General features: G+C 53.0%; 25 protein-coding genes and 1 tRNA gene. 21 read left to right on the top strand and 5 right to left on the bottom strand.

Annotation, left to right across the window (positions count from 1 at the left end):
• Positions 1 to 145: 145 nt before the first annotated feature.
• Positions 146 to 523 (top strand): response regulator, encoded by a 378-nt coding sequence (locus CA54_RS12990; RefSeq protein ID WP_197532429.1) that lies wholly within the window; start codon positions 146 to 148, stop codon positions 521 to 523.
• A 45-nt stretch (positions 524 to 568) separates the two neighbouring features.
• On the opposite strand, the gene CA54_RS12985 is transcribed toward CA54_RS12990, so the two are convergent.
• Positions 569 to 1828, bottom strand: a complete 1260-nt coding sequence (locus tag CA54_RS12985) for a DUF1501 domain-containing protein (protein WP_197532428.1) — start codon at positions 1826 to 1828, stop codon at positions 569 to 571.
• A gap of 467 nt (positions 1829 to 2295) precedes the next feature.
• Here CA54_RS12985 and CA54_RS12980 point away from each other — a divergent pair, with 467 nt between their 5' ends.
• Positions 2296 to 2970, top strand: coding sequence for a potassium channel family protein (locus CA54_RS12980; protein ID WP_231963049.1), 675 nt, complete (start codon positions 2296 to 2298; stop codon positions 2968 to 2970).
• A 79-nt stretch (positions 2971 to 3049) separates the two neighbouring features.
• Here CA54_RS12980 and CA54_RS12975 read toward each other — a convergent pair whose 3' ends face one another.
• Entirely contained in the window at positions 3050 to 4072 is a 1023-nt protein-coding gene (locus tag CA54_RS12975) for a DUF6655 family protein (RefSeq protein WP_146371162.1), read from the bottom strand.
• A gap of 403 nt (positions 4073 to 4475) precedes the next feature.
• Here CA54_RS12975 and CA54_RS12970 point away from each other — a divergent pair, with 403 nt between their 5' ends.
• The 4 genes from CA54_RS12970 to CA54_RS12955 all read left to right on the top strand — a co-directional run bounded on the left by CA54_RS12970 (position 4476) and on the right by CA54_RS12955 (position 7680).
• Complete coding sequence (locus tag CA54_RS12970) at positions 4476 to 5093, top strand: 4Fe-4S binding protein (RefSeq protein WP_146371161.1); 618 nt, start codon at positions 4476 to 4478, stop codon at positions 5091 to 5093.
• A 114-nt stretch (positions 5094 to 5207) separates the two neighbouring features.
• Positions 5208 to 5741 carry a hypoxanthine phosphoribosyltransferase gene (hpt, locus tag CA54_RS12965; protein WP_146371160.1) on the top strand — a complete coding sequence of 178 codons (534 nt, stop codon included), beginning with the start codon at positions 5208 to 5210 and terminating at the stop codon, positions 5739 to 5741.
• A 9-nt stretch (positions 5742 to 5750) separates the two neighbouring features.
• Positions 5751 to 6896 carry a GTPase gene (locus tag CA54_RS12960; RefSeq protein ID WP_146371159.1) on the top strand — a complete coding sequence of 382 codons (1146 nt, stop codon included), beginning with the start codon at positions 5751 to 5753 and terminating at the stop codon, positions 6894 to 6896.
• Positions 6897 to 7050: 154 nt separating this feature from the next.
• The gene (locus tag CA54_RS12955; RefSeq protein WP_146371158.1) at positions 7051 to 7680 is read left to right on the top strand and encodes a hypothetical protein; all 630 of its coding nucleotides are present in this window, start codon (positions 7051 to 7053) and stop codon (positions 7678 to 7680) included.
• 44 nt (positions 7681 to 7724) lie between these two features.
• Here the strand turns inward: CA54_RS12955 and CA54_RS12950 are convergent, their stop codons facing one another.
• Entirely contained in the window at positions 7725 to 8867 is a 1143-nt protein-coding gene (locus CA54_RS12950; RefSeq protein ID WP_146371157.1) for an FAD-dependent oxidoreductase, read from the bottom strand.
• A gap of 330 nt (positions 8868 to 9197) precedes the next feature.
• On the opposite strand from CA54_RS12950, the gene CA54_RS12945 reads away from it, so the two are divergent.
• A complete protein-coding gene (locus tag CA54_RS12945) occupies positions 9198 to 9596 on the top strand; it encodes a PilZ domain-containing protein (RefSeq protein ID WP_146371156.1) in 399 nt (132 codons plus the stop codon).
• A 38-nt stretch (positions 9597 to 9634) separates the two neighbouring features.
• Here the strand turns inward: CA54_RS12945 and CA54_RS12940 are convergent, their stop codons facing one another.
• Positions 9635 to 9820, bottom strand: coding sequence for an Arc family DNA-binding protein (locus CA54_RS12940; RefSeq protein WP_146371155.1), 186 nt, complete (start codon positions 9818 to 9820; stop codon positions 9635 to 9637).
• Positions 9821 to 9983: 163 nt separating this feature from the next.
• Positions 9984 to 10922: an SPFH domain-containing protein gene (locus CA54_RS12935; protein WP_146371154.1), complete on the bottom strand. Its 939-nt coding sequence runs from the start codon at positions 10920 to 10922 to the stop codon at positions 9984 to 9986.
• A 490-nt stretch (positions 10923 to 11412) separates the two neighbouring features.
• Here CA54_RS12935 and CA54_RS12930 point away from each other — a divergent pair, with 490 nt between their 5' ends.
• The 14 genes from CA54_RS12930 to CA54_RS12860 all read left to right on the top strand — a co-directional run bounded on the left by CA54_RS12930 (position 11413) and on the right by CA54_RS12860 (position 26503).
• Entirely contained in the window at positions 11413 to 11721 is a 309-nt protein-coding gene (locus CA54_RS12930) for a PilZ domain-containing protein (RefSeq protein ID WP_197532426.1), read from the top strand.
• 139 nt (positions 11722 to 11860) lie between these two features.
• Positions 11861 to 11935 (top strand) — tRNA-Pro (locus tag CA54_RS12925).
• Positions 11936 to 12206: 271 nt separating this feature from the next.
• Complete coding sequence (locus tag CA54_RS12920; protein WP_146371152.1) at positions 12207 to 13307, top strand: dipeptidase; 1101 nt, start codon at positions 12207 to 12209, stop codon at positions 13305 to 13307.
• 228 nt (positions 13308 to 13535) lie between these two features.
• Positions 13536 to 14024 carry a tyrosine-type recombinase/integrase gene (locus CA54_RS12915; protein WP_146371151.1) on the top strand — a complete coding sequence of 163 codons (489 nt, stop codon included), beginning with the start codon at positions 13536 to 13538 and terminating at the stop codon, positions 14022 to 14024.
• Positions 14025 to 14126: 102 nt separating this feature from the next.
• Positions 14127 to 14417 (top strand): hypothetical protein, encoded by a 291-nt coding sequence (locus tag CA54_RS12910; protein ID WP_146371150.1) that lies wholly within the window; start codon positions 14127 to 14129, stop codon positions 14415 to 14417.
• The gene (locus tag CA54_RS12905; protein WP_146371149.1) at positions 14410 to 14868 is read left to right on the top strand and encodes a hypothetical protein; all 459 of its coding nucleotides are present in this window, start codon (positions 14410 to 14412) and stop codon (positions 14866 to 14868) included. Before CA54_RS12910 ends, CA54_RS12905 begins: the two co-directional genes overlap by 8 nt.
• 1001 nt (positions 14869 to 15869) lie before the next feature.
• The gene (locus CA54_RS12895; protein ID WP_146371147.1) at positions 15870 to 17450 is read left to right on the top strand and encodes a proton-conducting transporter transmembrane domain-containing protein; all 1581 of its coding nucleotides are present in this window, start codon (positions 15870 to 15872) and stop codon (positions 17448 to 17450) included.
• Positions 17451 to 17536: 86 nt separating this feature from the next.
• On the top strand, positions 17537 to 20179 hold the full coding sequence (locus CA54_RS12890; RefSeq protein WP_146371146.1) for a YbcC family protein: 2643 nt from the start codon (positions 17537 to 17539) through the stop codon (positions 20177 to 20179).
• Between the two features lie 93 nt (positions 20180 to 20272).
• Positions 20273 to 20845 (top strand): hypothetical protein, encoded by a 573-nt coding sequence (locus tag CA54_RS12885; RefSeq protein ID WP_146371145.1) that lies wholly within the window; start codon positions 20273 to 20275, stop codon positions 20843 to 20845.
• Between the two features lie 358 nt (positions 20846 to 21203).
• Complete coding sequence (gene purE, locus CA54_RS12880; protein WP_146371144.1) at positions 21204 to 21725, top strand: 5-(carboxyamino)imidazole ribonucleotide mutase; 522 nt, start codon at positions 21204 to 21206, stop codon at positions 21723 to 21725.
• A gap of 5 nt (positions 21726 to 21730) precedes the next feature.
• A complete protein-coding gene (locus CA54_RS12875) occupies positions 21731 to 22903 on the top strand; it encodes a 5-(carboxyamino)imidazole ribonucleotide synthase (RefSeq protein ID WP_197532425.1) in 1173 nt (390 codons plus the stop codon).
• A 350-nt stretch (positions 22904 to 23253) separates the two neighbouring features.
• Entirely contained in the window at positions 23254 to 24297 is a 1044-nt protein-coding gene (locus tag CA54_RS12870; protein ID WP_146371142.1) for a formylglycine-generating enzyme family protein, read from the top strand.
• A 136-nt stretch (positions 24298 to 24433) separates the two neighbouring features.
• The gene (locus CA54_RS12865) at positions 24434 to 24991 is read left to right on the top strand and encodes a DUF427 domain-containing protein (protein ID WP_146371141.1); all 558 of its coding nucleotides are present in this window, start codon (positions 24434 to 24436) and stop codon (positions 24989 to 24991) included.
• Between the two features lie 1299 nt (positions 24992 to 26290).
• Positions 26291 to 26503: a hypothetical protein gene (locus tag CA54_RS12860; protein ID WP_146371140.1), complete on the top strand. Its 213-nt coding sequence runs from the start codon at positions 26291 to 26293 to the stop codon at positions 26501 to 26503.
• Positions 26504 to 26558: the final 55 nt, after the last annotated feature.

Here is a 26558-nt window from a genome sequence, read left to right as displayed (position 1 = left end):
CTGGGAATCTTGAAGACTTTTTACGTATTCCGCCGACAACGAGTACTGGTCCGTTGTATGTTTAAAGCAGGCATAGGAACTCGACAGTGACAAATGCCCGAGCACAGCGGTCACCTTCCTCCCCATGTTTGTTGCCGGTGCTGTGATGAGTGACAGTAAAAAACGCGTCCTTGTCGTTGACGACGACAACGAAATCCTCGACTCCTTAGAGATGGCGCTGGGGTCGCGCGGTTACGACGTCGTGCTCGCACACGACGGCAACGAAGGTCTCGCCCGCGTCGAACGGGATTCCCCGGATTTGGTGATCCTCGATATCGTGATGCCGCGGCGCAACGGTTTTAACGTGCTGAAGTGCCTCAACCTCATGTCGACGCTCAACCCGCGGGTGATCATGGTCTCCGGGAATGAGGACCCGCGGCATCGAGCCTTCGCCGAATCTAGCGGCGTCGATGCCTTTGTCAGCAAACCGTTCGATGTCGACTACGTGCTCGATTTAGTCGATCAACTGCTCACGTTCAAATAGCGTGCGGGGCTTTCACCAATCTTTGACGTCACCACGATTGCGCGCCTAAAGCATTTCGCGAGGGACGTTGCCCCCTTCCAGCAGATGCACGGGGCGCCCAGTGGGATCGGTGATCGTGTTGTCCGGCTGTAAGCCCAACGCGTGATAGATGATGGCACAAAAATCATTGACGCCGATTTTACGCGAGGTGGGATGCTCGGCATTTGCGTTGGTACTGCCAATGACCTGACCGTGGCGATATCCCCCACCGGCAAACAGAATGCTTTGTGCCTGTGGCCAGTGATCGCGACCGGCGTTGGCGTTGATCTTGGGGGTCCGGCCGAATTCTCCAGCTGTGACCACCAACGTATCGTCCAACATGCCGCGCTGCGCCAGATCCTCGATCAGAACCCCCACCGCTCGGTCGTGTCGCGGCATCTTGCTGTTCAAGGCATTATTAATGTTGCTGTGATCGTCCCAGTATCCGGTATTCAGCGAGACAAACCGCACCCCGGTTTCGATCAGCCGCCGTGCCAATAACGCCTGTTCTCCCCAGCCCGGTCCGTAACGCTCTCGGGTCCGTGGATCTTCTTGGTCCAATTCAAACGCCTGTCGCGTGCGACCGGAAAGCACGATGTCCAACGCCTTTTGATCGATCTGATCCAGGTTTTGAAAATCGGAGTTGGAATCGACCCGGCGGCGCAAGCCGTCAAATTGCTCCTGCAAGGCGACGCGATTCATCAAACGGTCGCGACTCAAACCGTCAACAAGTTGAAAACTTTTGTGATCGCCGGTCGGCAAGCGGCCCGCTTCGTTCCCGTAGCTGTATTCCCCGTAACGGAACGGATTGTGCGCGACTCCCATCCAAGCGGCACCGTGGTAGCCAAAGCCGCCGTCGTTCATGTTCACCGTCGCCAGCGTGTCTTTTTTTCGCGGTCCCAGCAGGTGAGACGCGACCGCCCCCATCGAAGGTTGCCTTGCCGGTCGATCCGAACCTGTCGCCCCCAGACGTCCTGTCAACATCCAGTGCGCTGCGGCCCAGTGATCGCCGTTACCGTGTGAAAAACTGCGGATGACCGTGCACTTGTCCATCACCTTCGCGTGATAGGGCAACAATTCGCCGACATCTAAACCGGGTAGATTGGACTGAATCGACGAATAAGGCCCACGCACTTCGGCTGGGGCGTCGGGTTTCATGTCGAAGGTATCGAGTTGCGAAGGTCCGCCATGTTGCCAAATGAGAATCACCGAACGGGGTGAGATTGCGCTTGCCGCGGCTCCACCAACGTTGGCTCCGCTGGCCGTTCGTCGCAACAAATTCGGCAACGATAATCCTAAGAGTCCCAGCGAACCAATCTCAAGGAAACGCCGCCGGTGAATTCCGTCACAAAATTGACCGGCCGGTCTTGAAGTATCTGCGATGCGAAACACAATGAATCCCTACCGAGGAAGGTGTCGTCTGGGGTGTGAACACGTAAGGGGGCGTGGAATCAATCAAACGGCAATCTCGCCATTTGACCGAACAAAATTATAGCACGCTCCCGATGCTAAGGGCAGCCTTCTTGGCTCGCTTGGCCACAACCGTGAACTCGGCAGTTCCCGAGGTGCATTGAAGTTTCGCTCCTGGGACCGTTCAATGGGAAACAACCCCAGCCTGTGAGCGGCGCGCGTCGTTGCCCTTAGCAAATGCGGGGTCTGCATTCACTTCCCGGGAAACGGCCATGCAAGACTTGTCTTTCAACAATCTCCTCCGCACCGCACAGCGTGGACGGTTTCAAACGCTATTCGTCAGCTTGATTCTATTCGCATTGATGACGCCTTTCGTCAAGCACTCATCGTTTGAAGGCGTGCTTTTCTATGGCTTGCTCACCTTGAGTCTAGCTGCGGCAGTTCTGGCCGTCAGCGATCAACGCAGCCTCGCCTACGTAGCCAGCGCTTTGCTAGGAATTGCTTTCATGTCCATTACATGGGCGACCTTTATCGAGAGCTCGCTGATCTCGAATGTCGCGGCGAATACCATCGCTGATGGGGCGGCATTTATCGCCTTCGCATTTACCGCCACTTTGATTCTCAAGACCGTAGTCAAGCCGGGACCGGTCACTACGGAAAAAATTTTTGCCGCCGTCTGCGTCTATTTGGTATCGGGCATCGCCTGGGGTTTATTGTACGTTCTGGTGTATCTCAACGATCCCAGCTCGTTCATGTTTTCTTATGGTGAGCCTTGGCGCGAAAACGCACCAAACGAGACATCTTCAGTCTTTTCGGTGTTTTGTTATTTCAGCTTCGTAACCATGACAACACTAGGCTACGGCGACATTTCTCCGACGTCGGATATCTCCCGAACGTTGGCCTGGCTTCAAGCCGTGCTGGGGCAATTGTATATCGCGATTCTGATCGCCCGCTTGGTCGGCATGCATGCTCAAACTGAGCACGAACAACTCCAAATTGACCAACCCACCAAGAAATAGGCACCTTGGCACGAGGCAGTCTGATCGGTGCATCGTTTGGACGACGTTGAAATAGACGTCGCGACGGTCGCAGATTGCGTTAAGGTGCGGGCTTCCGCGAGCTCCAACCGTTAATCTTTGTCTTGTTGAGCAGCGTATTGTTGGTCGGCCGCGTCGATTTGGCGGATGGCTTCTCTACCGGCGGAACGGCATTCGTTGCCGGTTCGCTTTTAATGGGCATAGTTTTAAGCAATTCCGGCGGCGCGGGCTCTGTTTTCTCAGCAGGCGGAATCGCTGTTGGCGGCGGTTTAGGAGACTCTCCGGCCACCTGTTTGACTTCAGACTGTGGATCCGGCGTTTCGGAATCAGCAACCACCATTGTGGATTTTGCACTGGCAAAATGTGCTTCGTCCTCGAAAGGGATCACTGGCGAGTCCGTCTCTTCGACTTCTTCGCCTAACAATGGCAAGGCAATCTTGGAACCGGCGAATTCCGTCCCTTTGTGAATCGTACCGGATTGAAATGGACCGATGCCAAATACGGTGGTGCTGCGTGCGGTGCTCTTGGATTGATTCGTTCCTGATTGCCAAATCGGTTGTCCTGTTTCGCGGTGATAGGCAAAAACACCAATTTTGGCGACCGCCAACTCGTCTCCCTTTTTGGCGAAAGCAATTTCCGGAATTGTCGGCGGCGCCGCCGACGGGGCATTGGGGACCGCTGAGGCGACTGTCCCCAATAGATTGTTAGCAGGGATTCCCCACACGATTTCGTGACGATCCGCCCCCAACGCACCCACGCGGGCCTCGATGACAAAGTCCGCTTGCTCACGGGTTTCCCGTAACCGGCAGTCTGCTGCCATCATTTGCTGACGCAGAGAACTGATGATGTAATCGGAATTCACAAAACCAACTGAGGCCACGTTTTTGATATAAGTTGTGTCAAAAAACACGTTTTGGCCGCGCAAGTCCCGAAAATCGATATCGCGAACGGAGCGATCAACCGCGTCGGAGGCCAACAATTGCTCCGTCGCGTTCCGGCTGATTGTGGTCCCACAGCCACATAGGAGCAGACTTACAGCCGCAAACAGCAAATTGAGTCGAATAGTGGCGTTCGGGATCCGCATGGTTGTTGGTTTCGTGCCGGAATGGGCATCGTGAATGAGAGGGCGGGCATTCGATTGTTGGACGGCCCCCCGGCAAGGGGAGGCCGCATTCAAGAGGGGCGGGAGTATAACGGATCGCCGCTGATCTCCAAACGGGAGTTTTCGCGAGAAATTCGCATCTCAAATCGGTTTGCGCGGGTCGCGAAACCCGCTCCGGACATTCTCATTTTTGATAATTTCCCGCTGAAGTCGAAAAACCGCATGAGCCACGATTGGCCAGTCCCACGTGAGCCGACTATAATTTTAGGACAGGCTAGTGCGCATGACGGCCGGCTGCCGTCTAGCAGAATTGGTCAATCGAGTGATCCACGGATCCCTCGAACGGCAGCCATTTCGGATTTGACGATTGGAGAGACTTTCAACGATGACGATTTCAGTCACCGACTATTTCGAAACCCGCAAAGCGGACCGCAAAAAAGAGACCCGCTACTTGGCGGTCATCAATAAGGACTCCTGCACGTCATGTAATTCCTGCGCGACACAATGCCCGGTGGACTGCATCTACGAAGTCGTTAGCAACATTCCGTCGGAAAGCTATCACCAGATCGACACATCCCGCTGCATCGGCTGTCAGATGTGTTACCGAATTCCAGCGGAAAGCAACGACCACTATAACTTGGAAATCTGTCCCTGGAACGCGATCGACATGCTTCACAATCCCAACGTGAAGCCCGATGAAGTCTCCGCGATCGAGCCGTACTATCAAGGCGAGGAAAGCGATCTGCCTTGGCCCAAACTCGAAGAGTACGCCTACCAGTTCTTCCTCGACGGCGAAGTCTTTCTGCCGGTTGGTGATGAGGGTTTAATTGCATTCATGCAACCGCTGGCGGCTGACGTGTGGTTTCTGACACCGGATGAAAATGCACCCCTCATCGTCGAAGTCCCCGGCGGTAACGACTTTGTGCGTTATCGTGCCACTGAAGAAGGTCGGGCGATATTGGACGCGATGTTCGAAGATTACGACCGCATCTTTTTGGACTGATAGACAAGCCGCAGAATTCGGCTTGAAGCGTAATCACAAAGCAAGACACTTGCCGGGATGTCTCAGAGGGTTTTAAAACGACTTGTAGGGACGACACACGACAAAGGCGGTTCCGTGAAAGTTCTCGTCCCCGAAACAGAAATTCAATCGGCCATCGCGAAACTGGCCGCAGAGATTCACGCCGAATACCAGGGTCGTCCGCTGACCGTCTTGGGCATTTTGACCGGCAGCGTGATTCTCTTAGCCGATCTGATTCGCCAAATCGAATTGCCGCTCCGCGTCGGTTTGCTGCAGGCCTCTAGTTATCGCGGCACCGCAACGACTGCGGGGGACTTTGTGATCAATCCCGATTTCATTCCCGATATCGCCAACCGCGACGTGCTGCTGCTGGATGATATTCTGGATACCGGGCAGACACTCACGCGAATCTTAGAGCAAGTCCAGACACTCAAACCGCGCAGCATCCGTACAGCTGTGCTCTTGTGGAAACATGAGCGGACCACCTTCGAAGTGCAGCCGGATTACCATTGTTTTCGGATCCCTGATGAATTCGTCGTTGGCTATGGGCTGGATTACGACGATCACTATCGCAATCTCCCCTACATTGCCACGTTGGACGACGAAGATATCGCCGCCACGGGCAATTGAGTTTTTTCAATGCCCAATGCTGTTGCCACTGCTGAAGTCATCACCCCCCGCGGGCGGGGCGCCGTGGCGACGCTCGTACTCACCGGCGATGGCGACCTATTGGACCAGGCACAGCTATTTCGCGCCGCCAATGGTCTGTCGGTGAGCAGTCAATCGCTGCAACGCATCCTCTTCGGAGACTGGGGCAGCCAGCCGAGCGAACAAGTTGTCCTTTGCCGGACCGCGGACGACCAACTCGAAATCCACTGCCACGGCGGAGACGCTGCCGTCCGCAGGATTCTCGCCGACCTGCGGCTGGCTGGATATAGGACGGCCGATTGGGAAAACAAAATATCGCAGGCAGCCAGCGGTTTCGCCGAAGAATGCGCTACAGCAACCGCAAACGCCAGTACACTGCGCACAGCGGCCATTGCCCTCGATCAACAAAATGGCATCTTGCGAGCCGCCTACGAGCAATTGCAAATCACCGACTGGAATGAAACGACGCGTGCAGCGGCAACTTCGCAATTAGACGCGCTGCTGTGTTGGGCCGACATCGGCCGACACCTGACCCGGCCTTGGAGTGTGGTCCTGGCCGGGCAACCTAATGTCGGCAAATCGAGCTTGATCAATGCATTGGTCGGATTTTCCAGAGCGGTAGTACATGACCGTCCCGGTACGACGCGGGATGTCGTCACCGCCGAAACCGCACTGGAAGGTTGGCCGATTCAATTCGCCGATACTGCTGGAATGCGCGCAGCAGCGGAACACATCGAAGCGGCCGGTATTGAATTGGCGCAAACGAAATTTGCCGCGGCCGATTGTCGCATCCTCGTTCTCGACCGCGCTGCTCCGCCCAACGACGAAGCCCGCGCTCTCCTGGCCGCTTGGCCCGATGCGATTGTGGTGGCCAACAAATGTGATCTCCCCAACGCCTGGAACGATGCCTTGCCGACCGACGCACTGCTGACATCCGTGACTGCCCCGCAAGGCATCGATCAATTGGCTCGAGTCGTCGTCAAGCGATTAATCCCCACCACACCACCCGACGGCACTCCCGTTCCACTATCGCAGCGGCAGATCGATTTACTACAGATCGCCCGCGCCGCCCTCGTTGAGGGAAACCGAACTGAATACGCTCCAGCCATTGAAGCAATCATTGCAGGAAGCGTGTAAAGGAATGACGCGCCTGACCTAAAACGGTACTTTCATGCTCTTGAAAATGCTGCCAATGAATGCGGTGACGGGGGCTGATGGGATGTGCTTACACAGGATTATGGATGCAAAACGGGGCCACTTCTATACCAATTGCTGATAGAAGGTAGACGTCATGAGGATTGACAAAAAAACGAAGGAAGCCTGGGTCCACGAAATCTTGAATGAGTTGGAAGACACCATGAAAGAGCTCGGCTTCAAGAGGGCTAGCAAGCACAAGTATAAAAAAGTGGTGGATGGATGTGAGAGCCGCTATCTATTTTCCATTCGCCATCCCAGATACGGGGACGATCCCCATCAATTATACGTCAATCCTTGCGTTCAAGTTGTTCACAAGAAGTTTCTAAAAGCATGCTGTGAAGTGTACCACGAACCACGCTATTTGGAATTCGCCACGCTAGGAGGGAGCTTGGGATTGTACATAGCCGACGTCGGCAACAGTCAGGAGTGGCCTGTCGACGACGAGAAATCTGCCAAAACATTGGTGCCACAGTTGCTAGCTGACAAATCCTCAGTTGCAGTTCCGTTTTGGGAACACTTGGACTCGCTCAGCAAGGTTCTTGATTCGATTGAACGAAATGATATTTGGGCTCAGAGGACAGATTCGTGGAAGTATAAACAAGTAGTGTTGTTGTTTCTTGAACGAGGTATTGACGAAAGTCTGCAATTCGTAATTGAAAATAAGAAAAAATTTAGAGAGATTGATATTGATGTGCTGAGAGCAAAGCTGTTGGCACTTGAGTAGAATTGCCGCCCCATGTTCCAGGTCTATTCATCGCGACGCAGCACCTAAAACGGTTCCTTCATGCTTTTAATGATGCTGCCAATGAAGGCACTGGCAGAGACGTGTTTGAGCAGTTGATCGCGGCCCCAACCCAAGGCGCTCGAATCGACGAACATCATGCGGCCGGCGGTGCGGGAATCGTTTTGATTGGCTTTGACGATCTTGTAGCACCGCTTTTCATACAGCTCTAATGCCAGTGGCACGAGTTGGGCATCGGCGCGGGAGAGTTCATCGGCCAGCGCCGCGGCGGAACGCATGGCGTTGGAGGCACCGACGCCGGCAGTGGGCAAAAAGGCCATACCGGAATCCCCGCACAGTACAACGCGGCCTTTGGTCCAATGTTCCATGCGGACGTCGTACATCGGCCAAGGAAACAGTTTCGGAGCCTCGTCCAATGCTTGGGCGACCGCTTTGTCGTTGCCGGTCAGTTCGGCTAGATGCATGGTGAGTGCGTCCCTCACGACATCGTCGGGAGCATGTTTATCGCCTACCACTTTGGTGGGCAGTCCGGCGCAATACATGCGGCGGTCCGGGGCAGGGTACCCCCCAAAAAACCAGCCCCGGCCCCAATACTCGCGAACCAGTTCCGGCGGAAACAAATCGCCGCTGCCCCACCAAGTCCAACAGGTCCACTCGGAATCAAATTTCTCACCCGTGCCGAAGACTTGTTTGCGCATGTCGGAGTGAATGCCGTCGCAGGAAACGACAAGGTCAAACTCGCCTTGTGTCCCGTCACTAAAGGTGGTGTGAACCGTTTCGCCTGTTTGCTCGACTTTGGAAACCGTCGTCCCCATACGGATCGGCAAGTCGCCGCACGCCTTACGCAACAGATCGATCAACGCCGAGCGCGAGAGCATGTACATCGGGCCAATTTCGTTGGTCAGGACCGACATGTCCAGGCTTTGCAGGACTTCGCCCGTATGATCGGCGATTTCGTAGCGCTGTACTTCCAAACCGCAGGCGACCAGATCGTCGTAGACGCCCAGTCCGTGGAGCACGCAACTTCCCAGCGGATAAAGGCCGATGCCGTAGCCGATGTCGGTGTACGCGTGCGCCTTTTCAATGACGACCGGTGTGCGTCCCTGTTGTCGTAATTTCGCTGCGAGTGTTAACCCGGCGATGCCGCCTCCCACAATCAAGATACGCATCCGTGGTCTCTCCCTTTGTTTGAATGGGGCGTCTTCAGCGGTGCTTAAGATCTTCAACCACGCTCAATTTCACTACCGATTGCTCCCTCATCGACAGTGGCTACTTGCTGGAAAATAGTACTATGTCTTCGCTCCAATGGCGACCCTAGGAATCCCTCCTGAGCTGTTTTGACCGTCAATACATGAGTAGCGGTTGGGGATTACCAGTAATCGAATTGAGAACTTTATCTCATAACCGCGAATTTGTCGAAATCGACAGAAGCGGTGCCTGGACATCCGGTGCGTTCACTATCGGCTGCTTGCTGCTCTGCTGGAAAGAAGCCCTGATCCATGAAAGACTCAAGCCATCTAACAAGTTGGGGCGGGCAGGACTGCCTGACGTCGACGAACGACTTAACGACGTTTGTTAAAGACCTGATTCCACGACAATCCCACACCGGGCGTGAGATGCGAATTAATCTCCGTCGCTCCTTTGTCGCCGAAATCCTGGTGCAAAAGGTCAATAAGGATTGCCAACCGGTAGAGGATGAGTTTGTGACTGTCACGCGGGACATTTCTGTCGGCGGCCTGTGCTTCATTGCCCCGATTTTCATCGAAACCCCGCTGGTGATTGTGCAAATCGAGCATCCCTCGGGTGTGACTAAGCGACTGCTGATGGAAGTCTGCCGCTGTCGTCCGTTTCGTAAGTACTTCGAAGTGGGCGGCCCGTTCGTAACGAATGTGCCCTAAAGCGGCCGCGCGTCAAACGCGATATGTGGCAACGGCCGCTAGGACTGCCTATCGTCCTCGACGGACGGTTTATCACCCGGCAGGCGACCGGCGTCTCTGAGGGCTTGTCGCAACAGATATTCGATCTGACCATTGATGCTGCGCAACTCATCATCAGCCCAACGTCGGACTGCGTCCAACACTTGGGGATCAGCTCTCAACAAAAACGAATCACGCTTCGCCAACGAACTAGCTCCTGTTCTGCTAGGTTGCACCACGAAGTTTAAGAGACTGTTGGCTAAAAACTGTAGGCTGTAGGCCATTGCGTAAGACTGTCTATTCGACCGCCTGCTGTCCACAGTCTACGGCCTCCTTATTCCTCCGTGTCTCCGTGGTGAATATTTTGCATTAGTGATACAGCGATCCCGTATTGACCACCGGCTGTGTGTGGCGGTCGCTGCAAAGGACGACCAATAGATTGGAGACCATAGCGGCGCGGCGTTCGTCGTCCAACTCTACAATTTTGTCTTTCGCCAAATGCTCCAGCGCCATTTGCACCATGCCGACGGCCCCTTCGACAATTTTTGTGCGGGCAGCGACGACCGCTTGTGCTTGTTGCCGCTGCAACATGGCAGCAGCAATTTCCGGGGCATAGGCGAGTTGGCTGATGCGGGCTTCGATGACATGCACGCCCGCTTTGTCAAGCCGTTCTTGAATATCGTGCCGCAATTGGTCGCTAATTTCGGTCGTACTGCCGCGCAGCGAAACCTCGTGGTCCTCACTGTCATAAGGATGCCGACTGGCAAGATTGCGCAATGCCGCTTCGCTTTGGATAGCGACAAAGTCCTCGTAGTCATCAACTTCAAACATCGCCTCGGCGGTATTGACGACCTTCCAGACCACGATGGCGGATATGTCGATCGGATTGCCGTCGCGGTCATTGACTTTGGAAGGAGATCCGGCAGAGCGTGATTTTTTCTGCGTCACGCGGCCTTGCTCGTTCTTGATTTCAGGGGTGGTTGTGGAACCGGTTTCGAAATTGTGGACTCGCAACGAGACCTTCTTTTTGGAGAGAAATGGATTGACCCAATAAAAGCCGGAGGTGACGACCGAGCCTTTATAAATCCCAAACAACAACAGCACCCGCGACTCGTTTGGTGCCACGGGTAGACAGCCAAACAGGCCCAGCAAACCGAACAACCCGACTCCGACCCCGAGCAGGATCGGTGAGAATTCATTCTGACTCGCCCCCACCCCGATGAGGACAGGCGCCGCAACCACCAAAGCCAAGCAAATCACTAAGGGAATCCAGCCAGCCGGCGGCTGAACTTTTCGTTCTTCATGCATGAGCATTTTCCTCATAAATTGAGACAAAGTGATATCACTATGCTATCTTTCCGGTATCGTCGAGTCTAGGGCATTTTGGATGATGAAATCGCTGTTTAGCACCAGAGAGAACGGGTTGATTTCGGGATTGGATCACGGAGTCAGACGTTGGGCCTGCATGGCTACGATATAAAGGAATTGGGAATTCGAAAAATATTAGCAATTCATTGTCAGTTGGAATCAACGGTTTCACCCAATTCACCCGAGAACAGGGCAGAGGCAAGGTAAAATTTAGTGCAGTGTATCAGCGGCGATTCGATTGACTCCCTCGCAAAACTAGGGTTTAGTACCAGCCCCAAAACTGCAAATACCGCATGTATGACTAACAGGAACGAGATGCGCTCGGTGGAAAGATTTAAACGCGATGTCGGCTCATGGACAGGCTGAGGGCACTAGTAATCAGTCAATTCTTACGAATGCCGAGGAATTATCGGCATTTGTTGCGTCGTTGGTGGGCAATGCTGACTACAGCGGACGCGAGAAACGAATCAGTCAACGGCATCCGTTTTCAGCGGAAGTGACCATCCAGCAGCTCGATTCGAATCGCCAGCCGGTTGGCGAGGCTATTGCGGCGGTGACACGCGATATTTCTACAGGTGGTGCGAGCTTAATTTCCCCAACGTTTGTGAGTGCGGCGTTTTTGATCGTCGAAATTGCTCACCCGACAGGAACGAAGAAGAGACTGTTGATGGAGGTTAGTCGCAGTCGTCCGTTTCGAAAGTATTTCGAAACCGGTGGTAAATTCGTAACTGAATTGTAGTAGCCGCTGTAGGATGATTTACGGGGGATCGCCGCGATTCGCTTCCCGGTGAGCTTGCTGGAAAAGCGGAATTGTATTGCCGTGCTCAGTGAGGATTGACGCCCGTAACACCCCACCTTAGACTTATCGGTCACAGTCGCGGGACGTAGCTCAGCTTGGCTAGAGCACCGGCTTTGGGAGCCGGGGGTCGCAGGTTCGAATCCTGTCGTCCCGACTATCTTTCCAAACAAGCCCATCGTCGTTTTGACGGTGGGCTTTTTGCTTGGAATCGCAGGAATTCTCGCTCATCCTCTTCGGTTCAAACGGTGTCCATTTACCAGAAGGTTGGTGAATCGACTTTGCTGCAAGTCCTTGCCTGCCAACAAATGGCGTTGTCCGAAAAAACCGGCAACAACCTGCCACGAGGTTTGTGTTCACATCGCGTCATGACCACTAAACTGGCAGAAATCAACTTGGAACGATCACGCTAGTAGGAGTTCGCCAGAATGAGTGTTGAGAGCAAAGAATGGTCGGGATCGAAGGAAGCCAAAGAATTTGTGGAGCAGTCCATCGTTCTTGATTTTTTTGCGTCTCCCCACGGCACGGGATGGACCGAACCTGCGGAGTTGCTGAACTATCTGGCTTCGGCGAGGGCAGCGGGGGTGACCGGCCACAGCATGACGATTGCTCAGGCAGACGATAATTGGGAGACATTCCTGAAATCCCACCATCAGTTCCGCAACACTTTGTTGCAGGACAAAGAAAATGTGACTTTTGTTCATAGCGTGCGAGACATTGAACATGCACATGAAAACGGCACCACTGCTGTGATTTGGAATTCGCAATCATCGACCATTCTGAGCGGTGATCTGACTAGGGTTGCGGCACTTAGGGAATTCGGTATCGCCAACATGCAGCTTGTGTATAACGGCAGATTCCGAACGGGTGTTGGTTGTATCGAAGCAATGAATACCCCCGACACGGGATTGACTGACTGGGGACGTGCCATCATTGACGAGATGGTACGGCATGGAATCGTACTAGACCTCAGCCATGCAAGTCGCAAGACCACTGAAGATGCCATCGCCCACATGGATCAAAATCACTCTGGCGTGCCTGTTGTCTATACGCATTCCATTCCTTCAGGACTCTACAAGAACGAGCCAAATGCGACTCCAAACGGTTGCTATCGCAACATATCAGACGAACAGGCGCAGAGGGCTGCTGAAACAGGAGGTGTGGTTGCACCTACGTTCACGGAATGGATGATGGACGGTGTTTGGCCAGACGACATCACGCCGCTGCAATGTGCCCAAATGATAGATTACTACGCCAAACTTGTCGGCGTGGATCATGTCGGAATCGCTACTGACGACATGATGAGGTTGGACTTGGTGTTGGCATTCACTAAAGCAAACCCCTCGCTTTACAACGATGGAGGCTACATGGTTGATGCGTTTGATCGGGGAGCAGCCGGATGTGGCGAGTTGTCGAAGATTATTGCTGCGGTGACTGATGAACTCTGGAAGATGGGTTATTCCAACGAAGACATCCAGAAATTCTACGGCGGGAACTTCATGCGTGTGTGGGATCGAGTGTGGATGTAGCACCGAAAAGCCGTGTTAGGTCACGCCGCCATCACCAAACGCACGACATCACCATCCCACTCGGCGACAGAGGCCACGAAAAGTTCAACTGGGCTTCTGAACTCTCGACTATTCGTAACTGACGTTGAAACAGTAGTTTCTGTTACCTGCCGGCGGTCGGCAGTGCAGCCTGAGATTCAACGAAATCCGGTAGTCTACCGGATTCGGTGAAATGGAAGGTGCACTACCATGCCGAAATCGCCCTCTCTTCGCGTCCCGTCCTATCGCTGCCACAAGCCCACAGGGCAGGCTGTCGTCAACATCTACGGCAGGGACCTGTACCTCGGCAAATGGAACACCGCAGCAAGCAGGAATGACTACGACCGCCTGATCGCCGAACTCCTCGCCAACGGGCGACGACTGCAATGCGATGCTGATGTGACCGTGGTCGAAGTACTCAATGCTTACCGGAAGTTTGCTGAAGGCTACTACCGTGAAAGCGTCAAGCAGTGGCAAGAGCGGCTTACCGACAGGCAGCGAGCCGAACTCGACCAGTGGAAATCTGACCATCGGTGGAGTCCCAACCGCTTACGCCACTCCGCCGGAACAGAGATCCGGAAACGGTACGGGCTGGAAGCCGCGCAGGTTATTCTGGGACACGCATCGGCCGACGTCACGCAAGTCTATGCCGAACGGGATTTGCAAAAGGCGGTGGAAATTATGCGGGAGGTGGGTTGAGACAAAAAAGCAACATTGGCTCGTGCATATCTCGTCGTAAAATAGTGCGATACGGCCACGCGGATAGGCCACACGATGAGGTACAGACGCAAAGGGAAAGTCATGAACGGATCATTTACAGCGGACCAAGTTGAGCGGGCGGCGCAGTCCCCTGGTGATTCCACGGCTGGGGCCATTCACACGCGTGAGGTTGATCCGCTGACCGTGACACGGAGACTTCAGTGTGAGGGCCGGTGGAAGGACATCGAGTCCGAGCGCGATGAAATGATGCGGCTGAGCAAGAAACGGATCCCCGATAAGTTCGAGCGGCAATTGTGGGTCTATGGCGAACTGGACCGAATGTACCCACCGCTGAATCCTTCCCCCAGATTGCCCAGAACCAGGTTTGGTTAACCAAAAGCGGAAAATCTCCGTTTCAAATGCAGGGACGGGGAAAGATGGGGAAACGCAGCCCTGGTCCGATGATGGCCAGATTCAGGGGCTCGCAGCCATTCCCGCGGCGTGGCCCGAGCTGCTGGCAAACGCTTCGCTATCGGCCGAGTTTGGTTGGATGCAGGCGAACCGGCTGCGGATCGTCGAGGAGCGATTGGCGGGTGCGACCCTGGTTCATCTTGAGATGGCTCTGTCTCCTGCCCCGAGCTGGGCCGCACTCGGTTGGTTGGAAACCAGCATCCGCAGCTACGCGAAGTTTGTTGACGTAGCTTCAAAGGCCACAAGCTCAGATGACGGTGAGCATGGTGTGATGCGGCGAGAACGCATGGCCATTGATGAGATTAAGGCGCTACTCGATGAGATGCGAGAGGCCGAGCCGAGGCCATGTCCTCATTGCGGAAAGCCGATCTGACGGCGACCGGAAATCGAACCGGAACCGGCCCCCGGTTGATGAGCCTCATACGTAATATGCCCCTCAAATCTAATGCTCCCACGGGTGTTAAACTAGGCGATTCGGCTGTTGCCCTGTTTGGTTGCGTTTGTGGGCCTTGCCGCTGGAAGCGGGCGCGTTCCACGGAATCGGGAGGTCAAGCCGATCAAAGTCTCAAATTGACATTTTGATTCTTCGCTTTCGCCATTGGTGCTTATCCTTGTGAGTGGTGATTCGGACGACTGCCACCAGAAATCGGACCAAACTCCACGGTGTCTGTGGGTTGTTTTAGTGCAACCCGTGTACAGCGCAGCTTTGGCCATTTCACAGATGAATTAATGATCAGCTGCAATAAGCGTTAATAGATCGCCGATTTTTCGGTGGGCTTCAATCGGATGCCGCAGAGGTGCGTCCAAATTAACGCGATAGTGATTACGCCGCCCAACTCGCTCACGCTCAATGTAACTGTCGGCTTCAAGATCCTGCACGATACGCTGAACTGCGCGTTCGGTGATTCCGACTTGTATAGCCACTTGCCGCAGCACGAGTTCGGGATTTGTGTGAAGCAATATCAACACGTGCGAGTGATTGGTTAGAAACGTCCATTTGTGCATCGCGCTCGTTTTTGGAACTGACGGTTCAGCTGCAGCAGCCAATTTGCCAGGCGTTTTGGGCTTTTTCCTCGCTCGATTTGTGTTTGCCATTCTCGCTGAACTCCAATCCACGCCACGTGTAAAAACAAGCGAGGCAATCCACTTTCCTGTCACTCAGTTCAGCTACGACGTGTCTGCCATGGCCCATTTTGCGAATCTCAATTCACGAATCATAGTACATTTGTCCATGCCACACAACGTTTTTCGCATTCCCAGAAAAAACACTCAATCCACGACGTCTTTTTGGCGAATAACTATTGACGACATTAATTTCGCGTATTATATATCATGCATCTCGTGTCGCTGTTCTTGTGCTAGGGAGGTTTTCTCATGCAGACTGTCATTGCCGCAACAATATCCATACCAATTTGGGCCATGCTCTCAGCGGTGCTTTTAAATAAAAGCTGGGCGAATCGACATGCGACCAACGTCATTTGGACGCTCAATAGTATCGCAGCAATAAATGCGGTAGCGGCCCTACTTTGTCTAGTGTTTACGATTAACAATGGGCCGCTTTATCTGGTGCTTTTCGACCTTGGACAAGACAGTCTATTTAAGGTCAGTCTGTATTTAGACACGGTGTCAGCGCTTATGCTGTCATTGGTGGCAGGCCTTGGTTGGGTAATCTGCAAATTCTCGATTCGATACCTCGACGCTGAAAAAAACCAAGGCGAATATTTTCGTTGGACGGCGTTTACGATCGGTGCAGTCTCCCTGGTTGTTGCTGCGGGCAACCTCGCAATGATGTTAGTTGCCCTACTTCTAACGAGTCTCGGCCTGCATCAACTGCTGGTTCATTACTCTGAACGTCCGGCCGCTCATCGAGCGGCGTCCATTAAATTCATTTTCAGCCGGGTTGGCGATTTGTGCCTTCTATTGGCCTGCATTCTACTATATGGCGAGTTCGGGTCTCTTGAGCTGCCGATACTTTTTTCCAAGGTCGGGACTTTAGACGAGACGGGAATCGCCAATAGTGATGCCATCCAGCCAGCAGGCTGGCTACTGGCGTTATGCGCGGTATTCAAATCGGCCCAATTTCCGTTCCATAGCTGGCTTCCTGAGACGATGGAAGCACCGACCCCGGTTTCGGCTCTAATGCATGCCGGCATCGTAAATGCTGGCGGCTACCTGCTGATTCGCATGGCTCCAATCGTGTCATTAACACCAATGGCAATGTGGGCCATCGCAGGACTTGGAGCATTCACGGCCTTTATCGCAGCTTTAGTGATGCTGACGCAGACCAGCGTCAAGCGAACGCTCGCTTGGTCAACGATCTCGCAGATGGGTTTCATGATGTTGCAATGTGGCCTCGGGGCGTTCTCCGCGGCAATGCTGCACATCATTGCGCACTCGTTGTACAAGGCTCACGCGTTTCTGGCTAGCGGTAGTGTGATGTCGGAAAAACTAGCGATGGCTACCGCGAATCCGAGACCTCGAAGCAACCTTGCAAGCTTTGGGCTATTCGCTGCTTCGGCTGCAATTTCACTTTGCTTATTGACCGTAATCGCGTGGTTGTTGGGAGTTTCCTTGCAAGAGAAACCAGGCGGTTTTCTGCTAGGGCTGATTGTGTGCTTGGGACTAACCCGATGGATGTGGCACATGCTGGAAAACGGCGGACGTTTCGTCATACCAGGTCTCGCAATGACTACGCTGTTCATCGCGGCCTATCTAGGGAGTTTTACTGCCATCGATGCGTTAGTTGCTGAAAATGTCCGTTCGCTCCCGATGGTGCTATCCAGCCAAAGCTTGATGTTCATCATTGCCATCGCATACATGGCTTTGTTTGTACTGGATCTGACGGCTTACCGGAGGCAGCAGTCAAAGTGGCTCCGGGCTCTCTACGTTCATTCATCCAACGGCTTCTATGTCGATATTCTCTGGAGGCAATTGGCTAAATCCGTTTCCACCTGACGCAACTTCGGGGGCAATCCACGACCACTCAAAACTCCGAAGTCAATCAATCAAACACCTACTGGTAATTAACGAAGGATGAGCAAATGTCCATGATTCAGCACGCAACGACTCCGGCACTCGATTTCGAAATAGAATCAACATCTGAGCGTCCGCAAGATGCTTCTTTGAAATTTGCGGCAACAGGCTTGGAACCTCAAGCACGGGACACTTGGATTGAATCGAACACGGGTGCTCGACATCTCAAACATGCCATACAAAATGTTTCCGCCAAAATAGCCCCGGTTTGGCCCCTCAAGGACTACGTGGCGGTCAATCCCTTTCTTGGGTTAGCGGATCAACCCTTTCTGAAAGCCCGCAAAATACTGCGAACAATTTCCAACTGCGAAACGCTGATGTCACTGAGCTACTACCAAACAAAGTTTCAGAACGGAGAGCTAAATGTTCCCGAAATCGAAGCTGCCGTAGCTCAGATTAACGAGGGATTTGATCTGCCACATATCTTGGTGGAGGAGGTGCTACAACAACTTAAAACAGTGCAAGATGACTCCGAATCGGATGTGACGCTCAATCCAGAACGCCGCTTTCGATCAGTGGCGGAAATTGCGGGAAGGTATGGAACGCAGGACTGGCCAAGCATGATCCTAGAAGAGATCAGCAAACACTGTGCCGCCCATTATGACGAGGGACAAGCCACCTGGATGAGTCCATGGAAGAAATTGCCGTTATTCCAAGCGTGGCATGAGGCTGCTCAACAGGACCTGCGTTTCAGTCTCCTAGGCGCGGCAGGTTTCCGCAAATTCGTGGGCGCACTTCCCCATCTGCCAGAAGCGGCTATCGCAATCTTGCTTCAGAAGTTGAGCGTACCTCAAGATCTATGGGAACCGTTCCTACACTGCCAAGCCCAAACTATTCCCGGCTGGAGTGCGTGGACGAAATACAAGATCGAGGCGGCGAAGAAATGTGGTCGAGATACCCACGACTTTACCGACCTAATGGCAATTCGACTCGCATATGATGTGGCCGTGGCTGAGGCAACCGATATTCAAATCGACTGGAGTTCCTACTACGGAATCGCCTCGTCTCCCAATACGTCGGCTCAGACCACAGCCGATCAGGAGGTCATCATCCGGTTTGCTTTATTGCGCGCGAGCGAGATTGCCTATCAGCGTAAACTCGTTGGTGCATTGTCATCTCAATCATTGACATCGAATTATGACGAGGCAGCGCGGACCTTATCAGATCCACAGTGCCTTGCTCAAATGGTCTTCTGTATTGACGTCCGATCAGAACGGTATCGTCGTCACCTGGAGCAAAGCTCAAAGGCCGTGCAGACGTTCGGATTCGCAGGATTCTTTGGTGTCCCGATGGCTTATGAGGCCCTGGGAGATACGACACAAACGCCTCAAGTGCCTGCATTATTGTCTCCAAATCTGGTCATTCATGAACACTTACGCGACACCAACAAACACGAGACGACGGCTGCCGCAGACCGTAAACGGTTCAGACGCCTCATTAGAAAAAGTTGGAAGCAATTTCAAACTTCGGCGGCGAGCTGTTTTGGTTTTGTGGAAACTTCGGGCCTTTTTTATGCGTGGCAACTGCTAAGGAAATCTGCCGGGGCAAAGGGCAAAAACTCGAGATTTGATGGTGTCAGGTCAAGGGACAAGGCGAAGCTCGGGCCCGACCTCTCAAACCTGAACCAGCAAGGACTACCAGCGGCCAAGCAAATTGAACTTGCTGAATCGATTCTCCGTGGTATCGGACTGACACACAATTTCGCCAAACTGGTCGTTTTCTGTGGCCACGGTAGCACGACACAGAACAACCCCTTGCAAGCAGGTCTGGAATGCGGCGCGTGCTGCGGTCATTCGGGAGAACCGAATGCGCGTTTCGCTGCTGCGTTGTTAAATCAGCCGCATGTCCGTACCGGACTGAAGGAACGTGGCATTGCCGTGCCCGATGACACCTGTTTCCTTGCCGCACAACATGACACGACGAGTGATAGCGTTAGCTATTTCGATACAGATCTGCTTCTCGAAACACGCCAAATCGATCTACAGGAACTTGCTGCGCACACATCGGACGCGACAGCAAAGTGTCAGTTGGAACGCATGCCCAATCTTAAAGCAGCAAACATTCATGATGTTCTGAAACGCACGGAGGATTGGTCGGAAGTCCGACCTGAATGGGGATTAGCCGGCAACGCTGCGTTCATTGCGACTCCTCGGAGTGTGACCCAAGGCGCAAATCTGGAAGGGAGGGCGTTTCTGCACAGTTACGATTTTCGAGATGATCCAGGATTTGGCATTCTGGAACAGATCATGACAGCCCCAATGGTCGTTGCTCATTGGATCAATATGCAGTACTTCGCCTCCAGCGTCGACAATCAACACTTCGGTAGTGGGTCAAAAACTATTCACAATGTCGTAGGACAGTTTGGCGTTTTTTCAGGGAATGGCGGTGACCTCACCACCGGTCTACCGTGGCAATCCCTCCACGATGGCGATGAGTTACATCATGAGCCGCTACGACTGTTGAGTGTGATCGCAGCCCCGCGCAATGCTGTTGCGGAGGTGATCCAAAGCAATCAAGTCGTTGAGGATTTGCTAATTAATGGATGGCTGAACTTAATCGTAATTGAACACGGTGAATTCTATCGGCACACGACAAACCAAAAGTGGCAAAAAGTCGAAACCGATTTGCACGAACTACAGATAACAATGTAAGTCGAAACCCTTCCCCTTCGAGGCAACAGGCCTGAATATAGTTTAGTCCGCAGTTCTGCCGCCACATCTTCACAGAATCTAGGAGCTTGTATCATGAGCCAGTTAGACACGGTAGCATTTTCCCATAGTAGGTATATCAAAGTTCTACGAGATTTGATTGCAGGTGAGTCCAAGCCAGTCGACACTTTGATTATTGCGCACGACGACTACGCCATGATCAAAGCGATTGTCGATGCCATGCCGGACGGTTTGATTGCCGTTTTACCGATCCGTCAAGCAGAGTGGGAAGGCAACTTGAAGGAAGTCATCGCGTGTGCGATCGACTCACAAATTAATGATATTCTTATTGCCGGGCATTCATCAGGGCTTGAGATCCTATCGCCGGAGCTTTTGCGAAAAGAGTCGCAAAATTTCGGACGCGAAACCTCTTTGCCAAATTACAACCGACTTCTGTCAGGTGCTTGCAAAACAGGGCTCGCAAACAGGAAATCTAGGCAGCATTTTGCAGATCAGATCTCGCAACTCGTTGACTGCCACGAGCTGGGCGAGCAAATGTGCAATGATGACTTTCGATTGCAAGCGATCTTCTATGTGAAAAACAGCGGTGTGTTTCTGCTTCATGATTTTCGAGACGGAGTCTTTGCTCCCATTTGGAAACAGAATTAAAGATCCTTGAAACATCACACCTCAAAAAATCCTGCGGTTTGGGACGCTAAACATGAAGGAGGCAAACCGGTGCAGAGCAAACGTTTCGTAACGCAGCGTTTTATTCTGCTATCGCGCGATGAGGAAGATAATCAGGGGAAGTCGCTTCCATTGGCATGAATAGCAGCACATATGTTTCTTCCAAGGAGGACCACGTAAATGATCAAGAGTCGACGCAGTTGGTCGTGGCGAAATAATTTCGGGGGAACCTAAATCACAATTCAAAGTCAACCGAGTGAGAATTTTCCTCGTGATGCCGCGGGTGGCCCCGGCAACCATAGGTAAAGATCAATATTCCAAGGATTGCGAGGTAGAAAACATGCTTGACGAAAACTCCGCACAGCCACAGGTCGGCATAATAATGGGTAGTCGCTCCGATTGGACGAGTATGCGATGTGCTTCCGAAGTGCTGAATAATCTTACGGTTCCTCACGAATGCCGTGTGGTATCCGCTCACCGAACTCCGGATTGGATGGTGGAGTATGCGAAATCCGCGCAGGATCGCGGGTTAAAAGTCATCATTGCCGGTGCGGGTGGGGCGGCACATCTGCCTGGGATGGTTGCGTCGCTGACCGATTTGCCAGTTCTCGGCGTTCCGATGCAGAGTCGCACGTTGAACGGCATTGATTCATTGCTATCAATCGCCCAAATGCCGAGAGGCGTCCCAGTTGGCACATTGGCCATTGGCGAAGCTGGAGCAGCTAACGCCGGTTTACTCGCGGCGCGGATCCTAGCAACGCTCGACCCGGAATTGGCAAAGCGAATACAAACTTTGCGGAAATCGATGCAACGCCGTGTTATGGATGATGTCAACCTCGATGAAGAGATGAAAAAGGAATAGTCCGAATGATTCTTCCTGGAAAAACGATCGGAGTATTGGGCGGCGGTCAGTTAGGGCGTATGTTCACGTTGGCTGCACAACGCATGGGCTATCGTGTGCATGTATTTTCCCCGGGGAGCGAGACGCCAGCAGGACAGGTCGCCAATTTAGAGATCACTGCTAGTTTCGACGATGAGGATGCGCTCCGTACTTTTGCGAGTCGTGTTGATGTCGTGACCTTTGAGTTCGAGAACATTCCACTAAGTTTGATCGAATCAATTGCAAGAACCGTTCCCGTTCGTCCGAGTCCGGAGGTTGTTGCTTTGACGCAAAACCGTATTGCGGAAAAGACGATGCTGCATGCGGAGGGTTTTCCGGTTGCTCAGTATTCGCCGGTTCGTGAGGGAACAGAAGCCGTAGGTTTTTTTGATCAAAATCCGATGGTTCGCCGCGCAGTCTTAAAATCGGCTGAATTTGGATATGATGGAAAGGGTCAAGCTGTCGTGAATGATCGTGAGGCCGCCGTTAGTGCGTTCGCCGATTTGGGCAGTGCCCCTGCAGTCATCGAGGAACACATCGAATTGGATTACGAACTCTCAGTAATTGGTGCGAGGTCAATCGACGGTGAAATTGCGTGTTTTGGCCCGGTGTTAAATCGACACTGCGATCATGTTTTGGACGTTTCCATCGCTCCGGTCGAACACATAGATCCGGTGATCAAGTCAGAAACGATTAACGTGACGCGGGAATTATTGGAAAGCCTCGATGTCTGCGGCGTGATTTGTGTCGAGTTTTTCGTCGACAACCGGGGCCGCCTACTGGTTAACGAAATCGCGCCTCGCCCTCATAACTCCGGACACATGACGATCGAAGCTGCTATCACTTCTCAATTTGAGCAACAGGTGAGAGCAATCTGCGGCTTGCCGTTAGGATCCATGGAGCAGACTCGTCCAGCTGCGATGGCGAACATGCTTGGACAACATTTCGGCAAAGATTCTTTGAAATGGTGTGAGGTATTTCTCCACCAAAACCTGTATCTGCATCTTTATGGGAAACGAAATTACCGACATGGCCGAAAAATGGGGCACCTGACGGCAACCGCCATGAAGGCAGTCGATGCCGAGGGTGTCGTGCTATCAGCGCGAAGCGCAATCGTGAACGCTGATTCACAAAACCAACAAATTGCCAACGTCTCGTGAGGCAAATACCGGAGTCATATTGCACGTGGTGTGAAGAAAACTATGCGGAACGACATGGAAAACCTAGGAGTCGAATAGATAGTCCAGGCTCTCTCTTAGCAGATCGAGGTTCATATATGGTTTGCGTCGAGCGGACTCACCGCAATGATTCAAGCAGTTTCACTGCGTCTAAATTCATGCAAGAACGGGATTTGTTTTTCGAACAGCATTTCTGGCTGCGACCATTTTGCTAACTGAGAATACATTTCCGAATTGATTCACCCTAATTCCGGTGATTCAACGACGGAAGCCTTCCGGTCACCCCCACTAGTTGCACGGCCTGCGTTTGAATCGAAAAAAATTAGGCAGGTATGATCGCACCAATTGGTGGAATTGGCTTTGTAACACTTCTGGGGTATGCCATTCCATTCGGCTGCAGCAATACTTCATCAAAAGATACCCAGTTGTCTAGGACTACAGGCTTGACTGATCCATCAATAAAAACAGCAAAACTTTCAACGAGTGAGAGTCCCAAAAGGTGCAAAACGCGAATCATTCACAGGCGGCTGGTCTGTGGAATCTTCGTGAGCCTATTCCTACTTGACTCGATTTTTCTGGTCGGTGCGGTGATGAACGGGCTGCCTTCAGCAGACTTGACCAATAGCATTGGAATGAGATTCCGGATCATCCCGCCGGGGGACTTCTTAATGGGTGCACTTCCTGGGGACACAAAAGCAGACGACGATGAGCATCCTCAACACCTTATAGCAATTTCGCGAGTATTCTTGCTGGGGCAATTTGAAGTCTCGCAGGCGGAGTATCGGCAAATTATGGAGCGGAATCCCAGCCGGTTTCAACCGGGGGAACGAGGCGAGACTCATTTGCACTGGTGGACAGACCCTGACAACTTACCGGTGGAAATGGTGTCCTGGTACGATGCGGTTGAGTTTTGTGAACGACTGAGCGCTCTTCCTGCCGAGGTTGCAGCGGGGCGATCTTACCGACTGCCAACTGAAGCGGAATGGGAATACGCGTGCCGCGCTGGCAAGACGACACGATATCATTTTGGTGAGATTTTTCGTCCCGGTATGGCGAACATGAATGAATCTTATAACCGTCCGTTGGCTCGGGGATCCTTTCCGCCCAATGGGTTCGGTCTATATGATATGCACGGCAACGTGTTGGAGTGGTGTGAAGACTGGCATGATCCGAATTACTACGCGGTCTCGCCAGAAACGGATCCTCAAGGACCACAATTTCCCGACGAAGATCATCACGTGCTTCGCGGCGGAGGCTGGGCATTTCCTGCTGCAAGCTGTTCCTTTCGAGACCGGATCCCTACACAACTCAAGGGGCCGGCGCACGGCTTTCGTGTCGTCTGCGAGATGGACGACCCCGCCTTGTTGATTCCATAGAACACCACGTAAACATGCGTTCTACACTCTCGGAGTTTCGTTTGATCCAATTTGAATTGCCAAACTCACCAATTGAGTGAGTTCGAGCCTGCGCGACTCATCGAAGGTGTCATTACTATAACAGGGAGCATGTCTGATGGCTAAGATTCCGTCATGGATTCGACCAGCACGTGAGAATTGGACATATCATGGTCAGACCCGGCCTCCGTTTGCAGTACCGCCCGAGGCAGGTCAAGAATCGGTCTGGGATTATCCCCGTCCCCCGCGCATTGAAAGCGACTCCCGAGAAGTGGTCGTCAGTCGAAACGGCATTGAGATCGCACGAACCAATCGCGCACTCCGCGTCTTGGAAACGGCCAGTCCTCCCACGTATTATTTGCCGCCACTAGACGTGCGCGTCGACTATTTGGCAGAAGCGTCTGGCGATTCAATCTGTGAATGGAAGGGCTTAGCGCGGTATTGGTCTGTTGCTCTGCCGGACCAAAGACTGCTTCAAAACGCAGCATGGTCTTACGAAGATCCGTTCGAGGGTTGTGAACAGATTGCTGGTTACTTTTCCTTTTATGCCAGTCTTCTGGAGTGTTATGTCGACGGAACTCGCGTTAAGCCACAGCCAGGAACAATTTACGGCGGCTGGGTCACTCACGAAGTGGTGGGACCGTTTAAAGGCGAATCGGGCTCAGAAAATTGGTAGGTCTTGAATGTGTTCTCTGCGGTATGCACGACAGCCGGCGCGAATGAATAAGAGGGGAGAGTACAGGATCGAACGCAGCCAGGTGCCGTACAGAGTCGCAGCCGTCTCCATTTTGGGCACAGTGACGCAGAACCCGTATACTGGTACTTCATCGGGCGGTTCGTCGAGTTGCAAATCAGCGGTCCAAGCGGACCCGGCGGAGGTATGTCTTCCTGCCTTTCGGCACACGCCGCCCGGTTCGGCCCGACGATAGAAAGGCAGGCTTCACATGGAATTCTACGGCATCGGGCCGAACACACCCAACGCCGATCGGTGGCAAGAAGTTGCCAGACAGATCGTGGACATTATTCGGGAGTCGGGGGATCGAGTTCTTCCGGCAGGCCGTCAGGCAGGTGGTATGCGACCGGCTGAAGATTGAAGATGAGCGGGAACGACGTGAGGAAGAAAGGCACGAGGTGCTGAAGGAGCAGGGTGTTTTATACCGCGATGGTGCAATCCCGGAACGCCCGGGAGGCGACTGGCACTTTCACCAGGATATTCTCGGCGGCTATGTCAAGTGACCCTCGAAGGTCAAATTGCCGCCAAAGCAGCCGGAGCGTCCGAAACCTCCGCAGTGTTTACGGGACCCCAAACTGCATAAAGACTGGGACGAAGCAAACAAGAATGCGGTTGACAGCTTCCACGCGGAAGAGGCGAAGTACAACAAGAGAATCCAAGCGTTCTGGCCCAAATGTCACAGAGCTATCCTTCTACTCTTTGAGAAAGTGAAGAAGCGGGGATTTCCGAACGACGACAAGGGCGAATATCGATATGACTTCGACCTATGCTGCTGGGTTCCTCGCGAACTGCACCCGGCCAAGGATCCACGTAACGAGGAACTTCTGCCAGTCCCGAGGCGAGCGCTGACGGACGTTGAGAAGATCACGGTCTTAGCGGCCGTTTACGACGCTCATTCGCGGGGAAGCGAAAAGGTTGCACCGTAGGGCCTGTCTGAAGACGGCAGCGACCCCGATGCCTGGCAGGCAGGCGCAGAGCAAGACGAAAAGCGGGCGGCGCTTGTTTACTTTTCGCTGTTTCAGAAAGCTCGGCAATTGGACGACTTCGACCAGCCGGTTGTCGAGAGTTGGCTCAAAGATTTACCAATGGCCATAAAGTAAGGTGGAGGCTGACGAGCTTGAAGCCGCGGAAGAGAACGCAAACGAGGATAGGCAAAACGGGAGTGTGAAAAGTACTCAGCCAATGGCTTCTTCGGACTTCGAAAGGGAATTGCAGAACGCCTTGGAGGCCCACGGAATTCGCATGGACGTTGCCGAAACGCTTTCACCGGAACAGAAACGAAACATCATCATGGCGCATTGGTCTGATACTCCCGCGAAGACACGTGATCGATGGCAAGAAGCGAAGTGGCTACCATCACTCGGCAAAGAACGCAATACGAAGGTGCGCGACAAAGTGAAGACCTATATCACACGAGGGCAGAAAAAGTTGAAGGAACTGGCCAGCCAAAAATGAAATTGTCCCCGGTGTTCCCTATTCTTGTTCCCTAGTGTTCCCCATTCTATTCCCT

It is taken from the genome of Symmachiella macrocystis (assembly GCF_007860075.1).
Lineage (GTDB): Bacteria > Planctomycetota > Planctomycetia > Planctomycetales > Planctomycetaceae > Symmachiella > Symmachiella macrocystis.
Note: the sequence above shows the minus strand (reverse complement) of the source record. Positions and strands in the feature narration are given on the sequence as shown.